The organism is Enterococcus sp. DIV0574 (assembly GCF_051711125.1).
GTDB classification, from domain to species: Bacteria; Bacillota; Bacilli; order Lactobacillales; family Enterococcaceae; genus Enterococcus_D; species Enterococcus_D gallinarum.
The window spans coordinates 2,977,204-2,994,918 of the sequence record NZ_JBIOMA010000001.1; the positions used below are offsets into that span (position 1 = coordinate 2,977,204).

Consider the following 17,715-nt stretch of genomic DNA (forward strand, 5'->3'; position numbering starts at 1 on the left):
TTCTGTTGTCTTGTCTACTTTTTTAATAGCTACTTGATCGTCACATAGTCCAAACCAACGAGTTTTGCCCACGTCTCGATTTGATCTGACGTCAACGCTAATGAAACAACCGTATGATGTCCGCCTCCCGTTTCGATCCATTGTTTGACTCCTTGATGAAAGTCGGGACGAGGCGTCCACATCACGCGAGCCACCGGCAATTTAGGTGCGGCTTCTGTTGGCTCAAAAGCATCGACTTCATTGATCAATAATTTATAGTGAGTGCCAAAGTCGGCCATAGATACAACTACTCCTGCGCCACCTTGTCCGTCAAAGACTAATCGTGCTGGGTCTTCTCGATCCCCCATTGATAGCGGCGAAACGACGATTTTTGGTTTATTGACAGCCAATACTGGATCCACTTCCATCATATGCGACTGCAAGATGGCTTCTTTGCCTTCGGTCAACTCATAGGTATAGTCTTCCATAAAACCGGTTGCTTTATTATGTGCCATGATCTTCATAAGACGATCGATGGCTGCTGTTTTCCAGTCACCTTCACCAGCAAATCCGTATCCTTCCGCCATGAGTCGCTGTACAGCTAATCCTGGTAGCTGTTGCATGCCATAAAGATCTTCAAAGTTGGTCGTAAACGCACTATAGCCTCCTGCTTCTAAGAAACGGCGGATGCCGATTTCTTGTTTGGCCTGTACTTTCACATGTGCTTCCCAGATTGCGGCTTCATAATCTCCCTGATCAAACTCATACAAATTACGGTATTCTTCAAACAAGTCATTGATCTCTTCATCGGTCACAGCATCGATTACTTGAACAAGATCACCAATGCCAAAGTAATCCACGGTCCAACCAAATTGGATTTGTGCTTCGACTTTGTCCCCTTCTGTTACCCCAACATTGCGCATGTTGTCGCCGAAACGAGCGACTTTGATAGCAAAACTTTCATTGTAAGCAACCGCCACATCCATCCAAGCTGCGATTTCTTTTTGGACCGTCTCTTTTTTCCAATAACCGACAACGATTTTGTTTTGTTTCTGCAAACGCGCATTGATAAAACCATATTCGCGATCCCCATGGGCTGCCTGATTCAAATTCATAAAGTCCATATCGATGGTCTCCCAAGGAATGCGTTCATTGTATTGAGTCGCCAAGTGAAGCAATGGTTTTTGCAGCAGTTTCGTTCCCCGGATCCACATTTTTGCTGGTGAGAAGGTATGCATCCAAGTAATGACACCAGCTACTTCATCCCGATAATTGACTTCCTTCATGATCTTTGTAATCGTGTCCGCAGTGACTGCCAATTCTTGTAAAACGACTGGATAAGGCAGATTTCCACTGTCATTCAAGCGTTTGACCATTTCAGCTGTATGATCGCGGACTTCTTGCAAGGCTTCTTCCCCATATAAGTGCTGAGATCCTACAACGAACCAAAATTCTTTTTTACTGATTGCTAACATATTGTCTGCTCCTTCTTGATTATTTTTGCCCATAGTAGGCATCTTTGCCATGTTTTCGTAGATAATGCTTGTCAAGGATGCGCTGCGGCAGTTCCGGTGCATAACTATTGATCTGACGCGTCACAACGTTCATCTTTGCTACTTCTTCTAAAACGACTGCGTTCATGACTGCACTTTGAGCATCTTTGCCCCAAGTGAATGGACCATGTCCCTGCAGCAAGACGCCGGGAATCTCTAAAGGTTGGATACCGCGTTCCTGGAAAGTTTCAACAATCACGTTTCCAGTCTCTGCTTCATAACCACGGTCAATTTCTTCCTGTGTCAAAAAGCGCGCACAAGGGACACTGCCATAAAAGGTGTCAGCGTGGGTCGTGCCCATTGCCGGCAAATCAACTCCTGCCTGTGACCAACTTGTTGCCCAAGTGGAGTGGGTATGGACGATGCCGCCAATTTCTGGAAACGCTCGATACAATACAGCGTGAGTAGGGGTATCAGAAGAAGGATTCATCTTTCCTTCAACAACGTTCCCCTCAAAATCGCAGACCACCATATCACTAGCTTGCATCGTTTCATAATCAACCCCACTAGGTTTGATCACAAATAGCTGCTGGCTGCGGTCAACGGCAGACACATTGCCCCAAGTGTATTTGATCAAGCCCTGTTTTGGCAGAGCTAAATTGGCTTGGAAGACGGCTTCTTTCAATTGTTCTAACAAATGACTCACCTCTATTTTTGTTTTAAATCAATCCATCGATCGCTGCTTGCTCGATCGGCAGACCGTGTTGGTAGCGCTTAACAAACTCAGTAAAACCAACTATATCCTCAGGTAATGGCGCTAAAGTTGTCCCTTCTTTTCCTTGGAAAACTCTGGATAAAAAGACTGTAAGTGTTTCTTCTACCGATTTTTTTTTCATAAATGCTGCCAGTAAAGCGATGCCCCAAGCACCACCTTCTCCTGCTGTTTCCATCACCGTCACTGGTGCTTCCATCGCAGCAGCCAACACCCGCTGCGCAACAGTCGGAGTCTTGAAAATCCCTCCGTGTCCTACGATTCGGTCGATCTTGACTTGTTCTTTAGTTAGGATATCCATCCCGATCTTCATCGCACCAAACGCACTAAACAAATGGAGCCGCATAAAGTTTGCTAAAGTAAAGCGGCTTTCTGGGGAGCGAACAAACAATGGTCTACCAGCTGCTATTTTTGTAATATTCTCTCCTGAGTAATACCCATAAGACAACAACCCACCACAGTCAGGATCTCCTTTCAGTGCTTGGTTGAACAATGTCGTAAACAGAGCTTCTGTGCTCATTTCGACCCCTGCTGCTTCTACAAATTCCCGAAAAACTTTGACCCATGCATTGATCTCCGAAGTACAATTATTCGTATGAACCATGCCAACTAAATCTCCTGCTGGCGTTGTTACCAGATCAATTTCTGGATAGACTTTAGAGAGACCGCTTTCAAGAACGATCATAGCAAAAGCTGATGTTCCGGCAGAGACATTCCCACTCCTTTGCGCAACACTATTCGTCGCAACCATTCCGGTTCCCGCATCTCCTTCGGGTGGACAGAATGGAATACCCGGCAACAATGTTCCTGTTGGATCTAACCGCAAAGCACCTGCTGCCGACAAAGTGCCTGCTGCTTCACCAGCTACTAAGACTTTGGGCAAAATATCTGCTAACTGCCAAGGTAAATTTTCTGGAAGGATCAGATCATCAAACTGGGCCATCATCTGTCGATCATAGTCTTTTTGTAGGCTGTCGATTGGGAACATTCCCGAGGCATCCCCAATACCGATTACTTTTTCACCTGTCAGCTGCCAATGAACATAGCCCGCTAATGTCGTCAAAAAGTTGACTTCCGGTATATGCGCTTCTTGATTCAAAATGGCTTGGTACAGATGAGCGATACTCCAGCGTTGCGGAATATTGTATTGGAACAATTCAGTTAGAGCCTTTTCGGCTGCTTCTGTGCTGGCATTGCGCCAAGTGCGGAAAGGCACCAATAACTGATCATTCTCATCAAAAGCGAGATACCCATGCATCATAGCGGAAAAACCAATTGAACCAATTCTCGTCAAAGGTTCCCCGTATCGGGATTGAACAGAAGCTGCTAATGCTTGATAGCTTTCTTGGATTCCTTGCCAGACAGATGCCAAAGAATAGGTCCAGACACCATCTAATAACTGATTCTCCCACTCATAACTACCGGTTGCGATGGTTTGAAATTGCTCATCGATCAAGACAGCTTTAATTCTTGTGGATCCTAACTCGATTCCAAGTGCCGTGCGCCCTTCTTGAATCGCTTCACTTATTTGCTGCTCCATTTCTCTTCTCTCCTTTTGAATTTTGATATACATGAAATCACGAATGGCTCATGACGGAGCCGCGAACAATCAATTCTGGCTCATAATAAAACGTTTCTTCCAACGTAGTTCCTGAGGTGACCCATTGTGCCGCTAAAATCCCCATCTCTTCCTTTGGGTGAGCCAGTGTGGTTATTCCTGGTGAAGTCAATGTACTTAAAGGTGAATCATCATTTCCTACAATTGAATAATCTTCTGGTACACGCTTTCCATTGGCTTCTAATTGCTGGATCAACCCATGTGCAATTTCATCGTTATAACAGACGATTCCAGTGATCTCATTCGATTGGTTCAACCGGTCAATCGCTTGTGCAATGACAGCCTCTTTGGTTTCTGTGGTATAAGTCACGACATCTTCAGCAGCAAATGTTTTCTTTGCTTGTTCCAAAGCTTTGACAAAACCTTTCATCCGATATTTCCCTTGTAAATCATCAATTTTAGTGATCAGCATCAAGTGTTGATGCTGCTGTTCCAATAAATAATTCGTGGCTAGATAGCCTGAACGAGTGTCATTGACACAAATATGAGGCAGATCCAGTTCTTCATAGTAGGCATTGATCATCACTAGCGGAATCCCTGCTTCTTTCAATGCCATGTAGTAGGCCAAATTGGGATTGTATTGACTGCTCTTCGTCGGTTCAACGATTAAGCCATCTACTCCTTGGTCCATCATTTGTTGAAGGCAAGCTCGTTCTTGTTCATGGTCATTATTTGTTGATCCCAACAGCAAAGAATAGCCTTGTTCCCGCAATGTCTGCTCGACTCCGCGCATAATTGAAGGGAAGATATAATCCGACAGATACGTCATGATGATGCCAATCGTTTTATGGCTGCGTTGCGGAAGATTCTCAGGTTTTGAAACGTACGTACCAGATCCTCTTTCCTTACGTAAATAGCCTTCGTTTACTAGCAAAGCAATCGCTTGTCGCACGGTATGTCGGCTCAAATGATATTCTTCTTGTAATACAGCCTCCGAAGGAATCGTCATTCCTTCTTTATAGGTTCCTAAACGGATGTTTTCCCGTAATTCATTCGCAAGTTGTTCGTACTTCGTTGTCATATTAATCCCATCTTTCGAAAGTTGTCCGTACATATAGTATATTTGGAATGCGCTTTCTTGTCAATGTAATTTTGTAAAAATCAATTTTTTACCTGAAGCAGAAATATAATAGTCAGTGGCAGCCTCTGCTAAATGCACGATTCGATCAATTGCAACTGTTCAGAAAAGATGAATTGCTATACAATAAATGACAACGACAGCAAAGGAGGTTCTTCCTATTTTCTCTTTTAAAGATATTAAAGAAAATTACCCAAACGCTGCTTTGCATCCAGCAAAATCAACAGATCCAGGAATCGAATCGATTCCATTTGGTCAGAAATTCATCTGGCTGCCTACTGCCGATCTATCGGCAAAAGAAAGAATCATGCTGCAATTAGGCAGCGGTGCACTGTTTCCGGTAATCGACAACCGTTTTCGACCATGGTACCCGATTTTATTTGAACATCAGCCGATAAATGAGACCGGTGATTATCGCTTGTTGCAAGTGAAATTTACGAGTGGGATCGATTTATTGCAGACTGAGTGGCTGCAAGAGATCCAGCAAATGCTCCCCCATGTCGTCGACCTCTTTTTTGTTACCGAAGACAGTGCGTTGATTGTTGAACAGCGGGCTGGTGAGAACTTGCGCTTAGATGAACTGGATGGTTTATTTGTTGCTTTAGATATGGATTTTGACTGCTACTCGCATTTATTTGTAGGGCCGTTTCACCATTCGAGCCATGATTTCACACTTCTGCTGACTGAAGAAATGACTCTTTTTCAACAATTGACTCGACAAACCAATTTAAAAAGTTTGGATCTGGCTACATCTCTGATCCATTTGCTAAGCACTGCCGGTTCCGACTATCAACTATTATTTCGAACACTTTATCAGGATTGGTTTCAGGAAAGCGATCTTATCCATTTGATCGAGTCGCTGTGGAAAAATCAAGGAAATGCCAGTTCTACAGCCAAGTCACTCTTCATGCATCGCAATACACTACTTTATAAGATCGATAAATTCCAAAGTATGACTAATCTGAACTTAAAAGAAATGGATGATCTGCTGCTGTGCTATTTTCTTATCAAAAATTTCGCTCATCCAGCCGATTGAACAACTTGCACAAGAAAACGTTTTTTTTCTTGTGCATATTTCCGTTGCTGAATCAAAGCGTTTTCATTTATGATACAGGTGTAAACTAAATGGAAAGAGGTAATCCTAATGGTAGAAATGGCTCTGAAACACGTGCATAAAAAATACGACAACAATGATAATTATTCTGTAACAGATTTTAATTTAGATATTTCTGATCGCGAGTTTATTGTTTTTGTTGGACCTTCCGGTTGCGGAAAGTCAACAACGCTGCGGATGATCGCTGGATTAGAAGATATTTCTGAAGGAGAATTATCCATCGGCGGCAAAGTAATGAACGATGTCGCACCAAAAGATCGTGATATTGCCATGGTATTCCAGAACTATGCGTTGTATCCACATATGACAGTTTTCAACAACATGGCTTTCGGATTGAAATTACGTAAATACGATAAAGAAGAAATCAAAAAACGGGTAGAAAATGCTGCCGAGATCTTAGGATTGACAGAATATCTAGACCGTAAACCAGCCGCACTATCTGGTGGACAACGTCAACGGGTAGCTTTGGGTCGTGCCATCGTACGTGATGCCAAAGTCTTCTTGATGGATGAACCTTTGTCAAACTTAGATGCGAAATTGCGGGTAGCAATGCGTGCGGAGATTGCGAAACTGCATCAACGTCTTGAAACAACTACGATTTATGTAACCCATGACCAAACAGAAGCGATGACAATGGCAGACCGAATCGTTATTATGAAAGACGGATTTATTCAACAAATCGGTTCACCGAAAGAAGTGTACAACTCACCTAAAAATATGTTTGTTGCCGGCTTTATCGGTTCACCTGCTATGAACTTCTTTACAGTTACTTTGAAAAACGGCATGATCTCAGACGGCCATGGATTAAACTTACGTATTCCTGAAGGCAAAAACAAAGTCCTTATCGAAAAAGGGTACGAAGGCAAGGAATTAGTCTTTGGTATCCGTCCAGAAGATATCCACAGCGAACAAATCGCATTGGAAGCTTCACCAGAAGCAACTGTCCGTGCAGAAGTAGTCGTTTCTGAACTGCTTGGTGCTGAAACAATGCTTTATACAAAGATTGGTTCCACTGAGTTTATCTCTAAAGTAGATGCTCGTGACTTCCATCGTCCAGGTGAAGTGATTGATCTTGCTTTCAACATCAACAAAGCCCACTTCTTTGATAAGACATCTGAGAATGTGATCACGTTACCTTAATTTGTAGTTTTCTTGCACTGTCCTTGGTTTGCCCCCTAGACAGTTGCAATTAACTAATATCCACTTTTATTCCTTATTTGTATCCCCTGAAAACAGACAGCCCTGCGGCTGTCTGTTTTTGGGTGGATTCTCTTTAGGTGAAGGGACTACTTTGAAGCTCTCTTCTCAAGAAAGCGTACATAAAATTTTTTGATCGTTGGGTATTGACGATATGCCAAGAAAACAACTTTGATTCTTTTAGTAGTAACTGGGTCGACATCAATGATTTTCTTATACCCGACAGTTCCGCATTCTGCTAAAAAGCAATCCTTGCCATCTTTTTCATAATAAAGTACTGCTTTTTCAATTCTCTGACTCTCGCGGATTTCTTCTTGTAAAATCACTGTATTGATTTGTGTTGGTTGTGCAAAAGTCACTGTTACCCACGGCTCATGATCGTTATCCGCAGGTTGCCAATACGTCTTCTTTGATGAGGTAACCTTCTGCAGGCTTTCTTGATCCCAGGGTGATTTTTGGGAAGAAGCTGTGATCTGTCCTTGGTACAACGGCTGATCCGTTTGTAATGGCCGTAGATATTGCCCTAATTGCATCAGTGACTGCTGATCTTTCGGGTGGATCGCCCCATTGGGCATTGGCGGAACATTTAATAAAAATACCGCGTTTCCTCCTACCGCTTTCCGATACAAAGAAAATAATGTTTCGGCACTTTTCACTGCTGTATCCTCTTCCGGATGATAAAACCAGCCGGGTCTGATTGATAGATTGACCTCTGCGGGATACCAGACTAAATCTCTGCTGGAATCGTAGTTTCTCAATACAGATCGGCTACCTAAATCTTCTGCCATACTTGAGATTGTCGTCCGGAATTCTGCTGTGTCTGTTTGTTGTGATTTTTCGGCCGTCTTTTCGGCATCCAATAGCTCACGGGGAACGACACTCCACTCATTCTGCCTTGTGTGCCCGGCTTCATTTCCGATCCAGCGAACATCTGGACCGCAAACGGCAATCACAGCATCCGGCTGTAATTGCCGAATCTGTTGATAATATCTTTGCCAGTCATAAAACTGCCGCTTTCCGTTAGGTCCTTCTCCATTGGCTCCATCAAGCCACACTTCTGCTATTTCACCATACTGCGTCAATAATTCTGTCAATTGACCCACATACACCTCGTTATAGGCCTGTCCGGTGCCGTAGCTTGCGGCGTGCTGATCCCACGGAGAAAGATAGATGCCAAACGCCATCCCTGCTTCTTGACAAGCCTCCGACAATTCTTTGACTAAATCTCCTTTGCCATTTTTCCAAGGTGTATAAGCGACTGTCTGCTGCGAATAGTTGCTGGGCCATAAACAGAAGCCATCATGGTGCTTACAGGTTAAGATCATCCCTTTCATCCCGCTGCATTTGCAAAGCGTGACCCACTCTTTACAGTCCACTGCTTGCGGGTCAAATAGTGCTAAGGATTCTCTCCCATTTCCCCATTCCCGATTCGTCATGGTATTCAAGCCAAAATGAATAAAGCCATAAAATTCCCGTGCTTGCCATAGTAGTTGACGGTAACTCGGACGGATCGCCGTCAATTCTTCAACTTTCATCGCACTTCCCCTTTCTCCAACTGATTGTCAGCAAACTGGAACCCATTCAGATAAGTGTTCTTACTGGCGATGGCTCACTAACCGCAGTTGTTTTGTTTTTGGTCTTTACAGCAAATAGAGTAGTAGATGCCAAATGAATTGACAAGCCACTACTCTAAATTACATAGTTTAGTTTGTTTCACATAGTTTTTTTCCACAGGTTGCGTTCAGGATTTCAACACCAGAATAGCCGAGAACTAATTCAACTGCAATAATGTTAAACTATCTGCTAAGACCGCTTCACCATCAAGAAGCTCGTAATCTTCTGGTGTGATTAGTTTATACGGAACTGCTTTATAGTTCAAAAAATCTTTTAAGCGATTGATTTCATATTTCGATTGTGGTCCAATCAGTAATGCATCAACAGTCTGATTTTGAATGATTTGTTCAGCAATGATTGCTGGTGCTGAATAAATATGGACAGTTATTCCTTGTTCATCCGCTGCTCGCTGCATGTTTTTCACTAATAGACCTGTTGTGATGCCTGCTGTACAGATCAATAAGATCGTCTTTTGTGCTTCTGTCCCCATATTTACAGCCTCCTAAGATATTTTCTTTTTCTTATTATAAATATCTAAGACAACTGCTAACAGCAAGATCAATCCTTTGATTGCCTGTTGCCAGTCGACCCCTACACCTAGAATCGACATCCCATTATTCAGTACTCCCATCACTAATCCGCCGACGATCGCACCCATGATCGTTCCGATTCCGCCAGAAGTTGAGGCACCGCCAAAATAAACGGCAGCCATGGCATCCAGTTCCATAGAGGTTCCTGCTTGTGGTGTCGCAGCGTTCAATCGGGCAGCCAAAACCAAACCTGCCAATGCCGCCATCGCGCCCATATTGACAAAGACCCAGAAAGTGATTTTTTTCGTTTTGATTCCTGACAGTTCAGCGGCTTTCCTATTTCCACCAGTTGCATAGATTTGACGACCGGCAACTGTTTTATTTGTTAAGAATCCATATGCTGCGACGATGACTCCTAATAAAATCAAGATGATCGGGTAACCCTGATAAGAAGCGAACACATAAGTTGCGCCAATGAAAACGACGCCGATGAAAAGAGCTTTGAACAAAAAGGTACTGGTGGACTCTACTTCAAACAAATTTTTCTTGCGGCGTTCCCGGGTTCGCCATTGACCAAAAATCAATAGTGCCGTGATACCGACACCGATAATCATTGAAAGGAGATGAATATGATCGCTGCTGACAATATCAGGTAAATAGCCTGTTGAAATTTTTTGAAACGAGGTAGGAAATGGTGCTAAAGATTGTCCTCCCAGAACGACTTGAGTCAATCCACGGAACATCAACAGTCCAGACAACGTAACAATAAAAGCAGGAATCCCCACATAAGCTACCCAGAAACCTTGCCAAGCGCCAATCAACGCACCAATCAGTACACATAATGGCACAGCCACCCAGGGACTCATGCCATTATTGACCATCAAGACGCCGGCGATTGCGCCAACAAACGCCATGACAGATCCGACAGACAAATCGACATGCCCTAACAAGACAACTAGTAACATCCCCGCAGCTAAAACCAATATATGACTATTTTGCAAAACAAGATTGGTGATGTTCAATGGTCGCCAGAAAATACCATCTGTCATTGCTTGAAAGGCAATCAATAAGACGACCAGGATAATAATCATGCTGTATTTGCTAAAAATCTCTAACGCTTTGTCTTTGATAGAATGTTTTTGCACTTTTTTTAATTTATTCGTTGTTTCCATCCTAAACCCCACTCTCTTCTAATGTCATCAAGTTCATCAGCAGTTCTTGATCCGCATCTTGCCGCAATACTTCTCCTGTAAAACGCCCTTCATTCATCGTATAGATCCGGTCACACATACCCAAAAGTTCCGGCAGCTCGGAGGAAATGATACAGATTGCTTTACCCGCAGATGCCATTTCTTCAATGATCGTATAAATTTCATATTTTGCTCCAACATCGATTCCTCGTGTTGGCTCATCTAAAAATAAAATATCCGGTTCCGTCATCAACCACTTAGCCAAAACAACTTTTTGCTGGTTTCCGCCGCTAAGGCTGCCAACATTTTGATAGATTGAATTGGTTTTCGTCCGCATTTTTTTGCGGTATTCTTCTGCCAAAATTACTTCTTTCTCTTTGTCCAAAACACCGTTGCGACTGATTTTATTCAGACTAGCAATCGTTGTGTTCTCCCGAATGTCCATCAATAGATTAAGTCCTAATGCTTTACGGTCCTCTGAGACATACGCAAGCCCATTTCTAACGGCAGCTGGAACATCTTTTACGGAGATTTGTTGCCCTTCTTTATAGACTTCGCCCGTGATATTGCTGCCATAGGAATGCCCAAAGACACTCATCGCAAATTCTGTTCGTCCCGCGCCCATAAGCCCAGCAATGCCAATGATTTCTCCTTTGCGGATCATCAAATTGAGATCTTCGTTCACGATTCGATTTGTATCGATAGGATGATGAACGGTCCAATTCTTCACTTCAAAAAAAGGATCACCAATCTGGGGATGCCGTTCCGGATAGCGATTCGTCAAGTCACGACCAACCATCCCGCGAATGATTCGCTCTTCAGAAATCTGATTGCCAGCCATCGTTTCAATGGTTTGTCCATCGCGCAAAATCGTGATGCGATCGGCGACATTGACTATTTCATTCAACTTATGAGAAATAATGATGGAAGTAATCCCTTGATTACGAAATTCTTTGATCAATTCTAGTAAATTGGCACTTTCTTCTTCATTCAGAGCGGCTGTTGGTTCATCTAAAATCAATAATCGGACTGATTTAGAAAATGCTTTGGCGATCTCTACTAGCTGCTGCTGCCCTACACCGATTTGTGAAACCAATGTATTAGGATCAAGACGCAAGCCAACTGTTTTTAATAAATTATCGGTCTTCTTTTCTGTGATATTCCAATCGATGATGCCATTTTTGGCTTGTTCATTTCCTAAAAAAATATTCTCTTTGATGGATAAATAAGGACTTAAAGCCAGCTCTTGATGAATGATTACGATCCCTTTTTCTTCGCTATCTCGTAAATCTTTAAATTTACAGAGCTCTCCTTCGTAATATATTTCACCTTCATACGTGCCATGTGGATACAAACCGCTTAGCACATTCATCAATGTAGATTTTCCTGCGCCGTTTTCACCACATAGCGCATGGATCTCACCACGTTCGATCGAAAGATTTACATTGCTTAATGCTCGTACGCCTGAAAATTCTTTGACGATATTCTTCATTTCGAGAATATAATCTGCCATGTCCTTTCACCCTTTTCTTTTTATGTAGTCAGAGATTCTGCAGAAGAAATAAAATGATCCATTCAAAAGAACGGCTCTTTGACAAACAAGAAAGAACAGGGCAAAACATTGGAGTATCCGCTGATCTGCCCCGATCATTATCCCTTCAGCTGCTCTTTTACCTTTTTTGCGCTTTTGACAGCCCCACTGTCAACAACTAGCCCAGATCTTTTTCCGTGTAATAGTCACTGTCCACAAGCTCTTCTTTATAATTGCTGCTATCTACAGAGACTGGATTAGATAGATAGGTCGGTACCACTTTGACCCCATTGTCATAAGTTTCGGTATCATTGACTGGGACTTCTTCGCCATTGGCGATTGCTTCGATCATTTCGATCGTGTTTTTGGCTAGAACTCGGGTATCTTTGAAAATCGTTTGCGTTTGTTCTCCAGCAATGATCGATTTAACTCCAGCAATGGTTGCATCTTGTCCTGTAATTACAGGTAATGGTTTTTCAGAAGAACCATACCCCACACCTTTTAGGGATGAGATGATTCCTAAACTGATTGGATCATAAGGAGAAAGAACGGCATCTAATGTTTTATCGGTATAGTTGGCACTCAATAAGTTGTCCATCCGTGCCTGTGCAGTAGAACCATCCCAGCGCAGTGTTGCGATTTGGTTGAAATTCGTCTGACCCGAAGGAACCACTAATTGACCACTATCAATATACTGTTGAAAAACAGACATCACGCCATTGTAATTGATCAACGCATTGTTATCATCCGGTGAACCACCAAACAATTCGATATTGAAGGGTCCTTTTCCATCTTTCAGGCCTAGCTTGTCTTCAATATAAGAAGCTTGTAAAACACCCACACCGAAATTGTCAAAGGTTGCATAGTAATCGACGTACTCCGAATTCATCAATAACCGATCATAAGCAATCACTTTGATGTCCTCGTTATGAGCCTTTTCGAGAACATCGGTAAGCGCGGAACCATCAATAGAAGCAATCACTAATGTATCGACGCCTTTAGTGATCATGTTTTCAATTTGAGCGACCTGATTCTCAACCTTATCTTCGCCATATTGCAAGTCTGTTTTGTAGCCTAACTTTTCCAGTTCATCTACCATATTGTTTCCATCGGCAATCCAACGTTCTGCTGATTTTGTAGGCATAGCGATTCCCACAAACCCTTTGTCCCCGCTGCTGGCTCCACCACTATCTGAGCCGTTTCCGCAAGCTGCCAACATCCCTCCCAAGAGAACGGTTGAAGCGATACCTACGATTTTTTTAATTGTGCTTTTCATTTATTGATCCCTCCATACTTTTACTTACAGGCTAAGTATAGAAAAAACAGCAATCGCTTACATTAACTATTTTTGGTAGTTTCTTTGATTTCTTGGGACATTGGAATTCAAACCTTGATTTTCTTTCGATTACCTTGTTTTTTTTCGGAATCTTGAAATTAAGAAAAGCGCTTACCTTTTTTTGGTAAAATAGAGGTCGGGGGTGAAATTATGGATAAAAAAAGGTTACACATCTTCCTTTCGATCCTGCTTATGACCAGTCTTAGCGCCTGCCAACGACCAGCTGAGGGGACCAATGAATCTGCTAAAGAGAGCATTGTCATTGGCTTTTCGCAATCTGGTACAGAAAGCAGTTGGCGTAAACGTCATACTGAATCGATTCGGACAGAGTTAGAGAAAGAAGGGTATGAAGTACTTTATCGAAATGGCTATATGAATCAAGAAAGACAGATCCAAGATATCCGCAGTTTTATCGTTTACCAAGTAGATGCAATCGTCTTTACTCCATTACAAGAAGATGGTTGGGAACCAATACTCGAAGAGGCGGCCAATGCAGGTATCCCTGTTTTTATCGTTGATCGTCATGTGGATCTGGCAGATCCTTCCTTATTTTTGACACATATCGGTCCTAGTTTCAAAGCGGAAGGCAATCGAGCTGGCCTTTATGTCAGCAATTATTTCAAGCATCATGAAAATGAAACGATCAACGTGCTGGAGTTGACCGGACTCAGTGATACATCCCCTACGCAACTACGTTCAGATGGCTTTCGAGAAACCATCAAACGAGATTATGCGAAAAACAATGTCACTATTCAAGTAACTGATGCCTTGAATGGCGACTTCATTCGTAGAAAAGGCAAAGAAGTGATTGAACAATATATTGCAGAAGGAAAAATGGCCGACATCGATGTTTTATTCAGTCATAACGATGAAATGACTATCGGCGCGTTAGAAGCCTTGAAACAAACAGATATCGTCCCTGGAAAAGACATTGTTATCGTTACGATTGATGCTCAAAAAGAAATGATCGACAATTTGAAAAACGGCATCGTTAATTGCGTTGTTGAATGTGATCCCGATGCTGGTATCTTCGTTAAAAATGCTATTTCCCGTTATTTAAGTCGGGGCAGAAGTGCAGTTCCAAAAGAAATCTATGTCCACGAGACAGTTTTTTCAAGTGATATGGATTTTGACCAGATTCCACCCCGAAATTATTAAGGAGTCATTCATGAAAAAGACAAGTATAAAGGGCATCTTCCAACAAACCAATAAATTGATGATCTTAGTCGCTTTTCTTCCTTTATTGATCAGTAGTATCTTTTATTCCCGCCAAATTTTTATTTATCAAAATACGATCAACAATATTGAAGAAGCCAATCAGCTCTCGGGTAAAGTGGATGCAATTGTTTTAGAAGAAATGTGGGATCTTGTCTTTGGCCAAAAGAGCGTGGCGGATGTTCAAGTCAACAACGTCATTGAAGAATTGCGCGCGGATCTTGACCATATCCAAACAAATACGAATACAGCCAAAGAAAAGAACACGTTGGCTGTTGCCTTACGTACACTGGATTCATTAGAAACCTACCAAAACAAGCTCATCGAAAATATTGCTAACGATGAACCACTAGAAAAAAATCAATATGTGATGGTCCAGGTGGATTCTGTGATTGAATTATTATCTGAAATCCTGCAGGAATTTGTTCGTGTAGAGATTAGTTTGGCAAGTCAAACCAATCAAGATTTGATTCAATCTGTCTTGTTATTGATCGCTTTTCAATTGCTTTTGATTCTTTTGATTATTTACTTTATTTCTAAAAATCGCCGCTTTGTTCGCGAAAATCTCCAAAATCCATTGGATCGTCTAGTCGAATTATCTGATGAACTTGCCCAAGGGCATCTCGGCTTTCGAGCAGTCCTGCCTGATACACCGGAATTGCGCACATTGACGAGCAGTTTGAATAAAATGGCGGATGATTTAACCCGTTTATTAGAAGAGAATGCTTTGAAACAATACCATTTGGCTCAAAGTGAAGTTCGTGTGTTGCAAGCACAGATCACGCCTCACTTTATTTACAATAGTTTGGATGCGATCGTCTCTTTGATCGAAGTAGAACGATATGAACAAGCAACTGAAATGACGTACGCCCTCTCCGATTTTTTTCGGATTTCACTAAGCAAAGGGCACGACTGGATCCCTCTTTCAAAAGAGTTGCGCCATGTTGCTGACTATTTAACGATCCTAAAGATCCGTTATGGGGAGATGCTGACCTATGAAATCAACCAGCAGACCACTTCCCAAGACCTACTAGTTTTAAAGATGATCCTACAGCCTTTAGTTGAAAATGCCGTCTATCATGGCACCAAGTTTGTACGCCGAGTAGGAAAAATCACCATCACGATTCAGGAATATGAACAGACAATCCAGATGTCTGTCCGTGATAACGGTATTGGCATTTCCCACGAACGATTAATGGCCATCCAGCATAATCTGAAAGAAAATACAGATCCCGATCCAGAAAATGGGTATGGTCTTTATAATGTTTATCGTCGTCTATTACTAAATTACGGTAGTGACGTACAATTTGATATCGCGAGTATTGAATCACAAGGAACAACGATTTCGATCATCGTTCCTAAAAAAGGAGGAGCCCACTAATGTACAAAGTCTTCATAGTTGAAGATGAACACCTGATCCGTGATAACTTGCGGCATCAGATTATTTCTCTAGCTGAAAAATACCCCATTATTTATAGTAATGAAGCGGCAGATGGCGAGTTGGCACTTGCATCGATTCTTGACATTCGTCCAGATATCATTTTGACGGACATCAAAATGCCTTTTATGGATGGACTGACCTTTGCCAAAGAGGCCAAAAAATTATTGCCACTTGTTCGAATTATTTTTATTAGCGGCTTCGATGATTTTGATTACGCAAAAACAGCGCTACAATTGCAAGCTGATGACTATTTGTTGAAACCGATCAAAAATGAGGACCTTGAACAGACATTGATTAAAGTCATTGCTGCATTGGACCAACAGTCCCAAGAACAACACTATCTCTCACAAGATGATGAACTCCTGCGAATGGAGGTCAGAAAGAATCTCTTTTTGAATACTCTTTTCGCAAGTAAAATCACAATTTCAGAAGCTTTCCAGCAAGCGACCGAGCTAAAGCGTTCCTTTTCTGGTAAACAATTTTGTGTCTTGTTGGCCAAGACACCATACAATCAGAATTTTTCGGATTATACCCGCTTCAGTAAGCAGTTGACTTCTACTTATGGTTCCGATGAAACAGTCTTATTCTCCAGCATTTCCAGTCGCTTCATCAAATTCCTGCTTTTTGATTTCAACAAAGATGCTGTACTCGAGAAAGCCTACCAAATGGCACAAGCGCTCACCCATGACTCAAGTGAGGAAGTGGCAGTTGCCATCGGACCGGTAGTTGAGCGGTTTTCGGACATTCCAACTTCCTATCACAAAGCCAACGGGATGTTGAAAACGTATGGCGGCATCCGCAAGGAAAAGATCATTAGCTATGAGGATGATATGAAAGAAGGAGAATTATCTCCTACGAATCCTTTCAAAATCGACCTTGCCGAACGAATCTCCCAGACTGAGCCAGAGGCGATCAATGACTTAGTCAATGAAATCATGTCCGCTCAAGGAACTGCAGAAAGAACCCAAATGTATCGTTTTTTTGTTCTGGTAGAATTGATTGCGCTGGTAAAAAAGCGTGAAGGCAAAGAACAAAAGGACTTGCTAGCTCAAACTGCGGATTTAGACTATTTATCCCAACTGACAAGTGAGCCACACAACTACCAAGACAAAGTGACTGCACTGCTTACATACTTAGTCAAGCAGCAAATCAATCCGGCAATGGCAAAGTATCAAAGTGTGATCAGTCAGGCAAAACAGTTTATTGACAAAAATTTTTCTGATCCAAATATTTCGTTGAATGTCGTTGCAGAAAAAGTCAACTTGAGCCCCGCCCATTTCAGTACGATTTTCTCGCAAGCAACCGATGCCACATTCATTGAATACCTCACAGAACAGCGGCTTTCATTGGCAAAAAAACTACTGATCACAACAAATTTGCGCCTTTCCGAGATCGCCTTTGATATTGGTTACAATGATCCAAATTACTTCTCTTTCCTATTCAAGAAAAAAGAACAGATTTCACCCAAAGAGTATCGTCAGATCCACCATTGACAGAAGTTCAAAAAAACCAGCCCAACCTTATACATAAGGCTGGACTGGTTTTTTAGGCTAGCAAATAATGCAAGAAGCAAAATCGTTGAACGAACAAAATCAATACTGGCGTCT

Annotated in this window: 14 protein-coding genes; 5 read left to right on the forward strand and 9 right to left on the reverse strand. The window is 42.2% G+C overall.

The features are described from left to right. Nucleotides 1-29: 29 nt before the first annotated feature. From araA to IGJ45_RS14205, 4 genes are read right to left on the reverse strand one after another with little or no spacing between them, the layout of a single operon-like run. Nucleotides 30-1,454, reverse strand: a complete 1,425-nt coding sequence (araA, locus tag IGJ45_RS14190) for an L-arabinose isomerase (protein ID WP_021150548.1) — start codon at nucleotides 1,452-1,454, stop codon at nucleotides 30-32. Nucleotides 1,455-1,473: 19 nt separating this feature from the next. Next, nucleotides 1,474-2,169 (reverse strand): L-ribulose-5-phosphate 4-epimerase, encoded by a 696-nt coding sequence (locus IGJ45_RS14195; protein ID WP_096710903.1) that lies wholly within the window; start codon nucleotides 2,167-2,169, stop codon nucleotides 1,474-1,476. 22 nt (nucleotides 2,170-2,191) lie between these two features. After that, on the reverse strand, nucleotides 2,192-3,784 hold the full coding sequence (locus IGJ45_RS14200; RefSeq protein ID WP_041119874.1) for a xylulokinase: 1,593 nt from the start codon (nucleotides 3,782-3,784) through the stop codon (nucleotides 2,192-2,194). Nucleotides 3,785-3,821: 37 nt separating this feature from the next. Further along, on the reverse strand, nucleotides 3,822-4,916 hold the full coding sequence (locus tag IGJ45_RS14205) for a GntR family transcriptional regulator (protein WP_003128184.1): 1,095 nt from the start codon (nucleotides 4,914-4,916) through the stop codon (nucleotides 3,822-3,824). A 154-nt stretch (nucleotides 4,917-5,070) separates the two neighbouring features. On the opposite strand from IGJ45_RS14205, the gene IGJ45_RS14210 reads away from it, so the two are divergent. Both IGJ45_RS14210 and IGJ45_RS14215 read left to right on the forward strand, forming a co-directional pair. Then, entirely contained in the window at nucleotides 5,071-5,976 is a 906-nt protein-coding gene (locus IGJ45_RS14210) for a helix-turn-helix domain-containing protein (protein ID WP_003128182.1), read from the forward strand. Between the two features lie 108 nt (nucleotides 5,977-6,084). Beyond that, nucleotides 6,085-7,194, forward strand: a complete 1,110-nt coding sequence (locus IGJ45_RS14215) for an ABC transporter ATP-binding protein (RefSeq protein WP_003128181.1) — start codon at nucleotides 6,085-6,087, stop codon at nucleotides 7,192-7,194. A 146-nt stretch (nucleotides 7,195-7,340) separates the two neighbouring features. On the opposite strand, the gene IGJ45_RS14220 is transcribed toward IGJ45_RS14215, so the two are convergent. The 5 genes from IGJ45_RS14220 to chvE form a co-directional block, all read right to left on the reverse strand. Next, nucleotides 7,341-8,786 (reverse strand): alpha-L-fucosidase, encoded by a 1,446-nt coding sequence (locus IGJ45_RS14220; protein ID WP_005470131.1) that lies wholly within the window; start codon nucleotides 8,784-8,786, stop codon nucleotides 7,341-7,343. Nucleotides 8,787-9,022: 236 nt separating this feature from the next. After that, nucleotides 9,023-9,355 carry a PTS sugar transporter subunit IIB gene (locus IGJ45_RS14225; protein ID WP_003128178.1) on the reverse strand — a complete coding sequence of 111 codons (333 nt, stop codon included), beginning with the start codon at nucleotides 9,353-9,355 and terminating at the stop codon, nucleotides 9,023-9,025. A 12-nt stretch (nucleotides 9,356-9,367) separates the two neighbouring features. After that, nucleotides 9,368-10,567 (reverse strand): multiple monosaccharide ABC transporter permease, encoded by a 1,200-nt coding sequence (mmsB, locus tag IGJ45_RS14230; RefSeq protein ID WP_003128177.1) that lies wholly within the window; start codon nucleotides 10,565-10,567, stop codon nucleotides 9,368-9,370. A gap of 1 nt (nucleotide 10,568) precedes the next feature. After that, nucleotides 10,569-12,098, reverse strand: a complete 1,530-nt coding sequence (mmsA, locus tag IGJ45_RS14235; RefSeq protein WP_003128175.1) for a multiple monosaccharide ABC transporter ATP-binding protein — start codon at nucleotides 12,096-12,098, stop codon at nucleotides 10,569-10,571. Between the two features lie 196 nt (nucleotides 12,099-12,294). Then, entirely contained in the window at nucleotides 12,295-13,392 is a 1,098-nt protein-coding gene (gene chvE, locus IGJ45_RS14240; RefSeq protein WP_438768693.1) for a multiple monosaccharide ABC transporter substrate-binding protein, read from the reverse strand. A gap of 252 nt (nucleotides 13,393-13,644) precedes the next feature. Here chvE and IGJ45_RS14245 point away from each other — a divergent pair, with 252 nt between their 5' ends. From IGJ45_RS14245 to IGJ45_RS14255, 3 genes are read left to right on the forward strand one after another with little or no spacing between them, the layout of a single operon-like run. Continuing rightward, on the forward strand, nucleotides 13,645-14,610 hold the full coding sequence (locus tag IGJ45_RS14245) for an ABC transporter substrate-binding protein (protein ID WP_096710915.1): 966 nt from the start codon (nucleotides 13,645-13,647) through the stop codon (nucleotides 14,608-14,610). 10 nt (nucleotides 14,611-14,620) lie between these two features. After that, nucleotides 14,621-16,048, forward strand: coding sequence for a sensor histidine kinase (locus IGJ45_RS14250; protein ID WP_021150556.1), 1,428 nt, complete (start codon nucleotides 14,621-14,623; stop codon nucleotides 16,046-16,048). Continuing rightward, a complete protein-coding gene (locus tag IGJ45_RS14255; RefSeq protein WP_005470122.1) occupies nucleotides 16,048-17,601 on the forward strand; it encodes a response regulator in 1,554 nt (517 codons plus the stop codon). Before IGJ45_RS14250 ends, IGJ45_RS14255 begins: the two co-directional genes overlap by 1 nt. Nucleotides 17,602-17,715 lie beyond the last annotated feature (114 nt).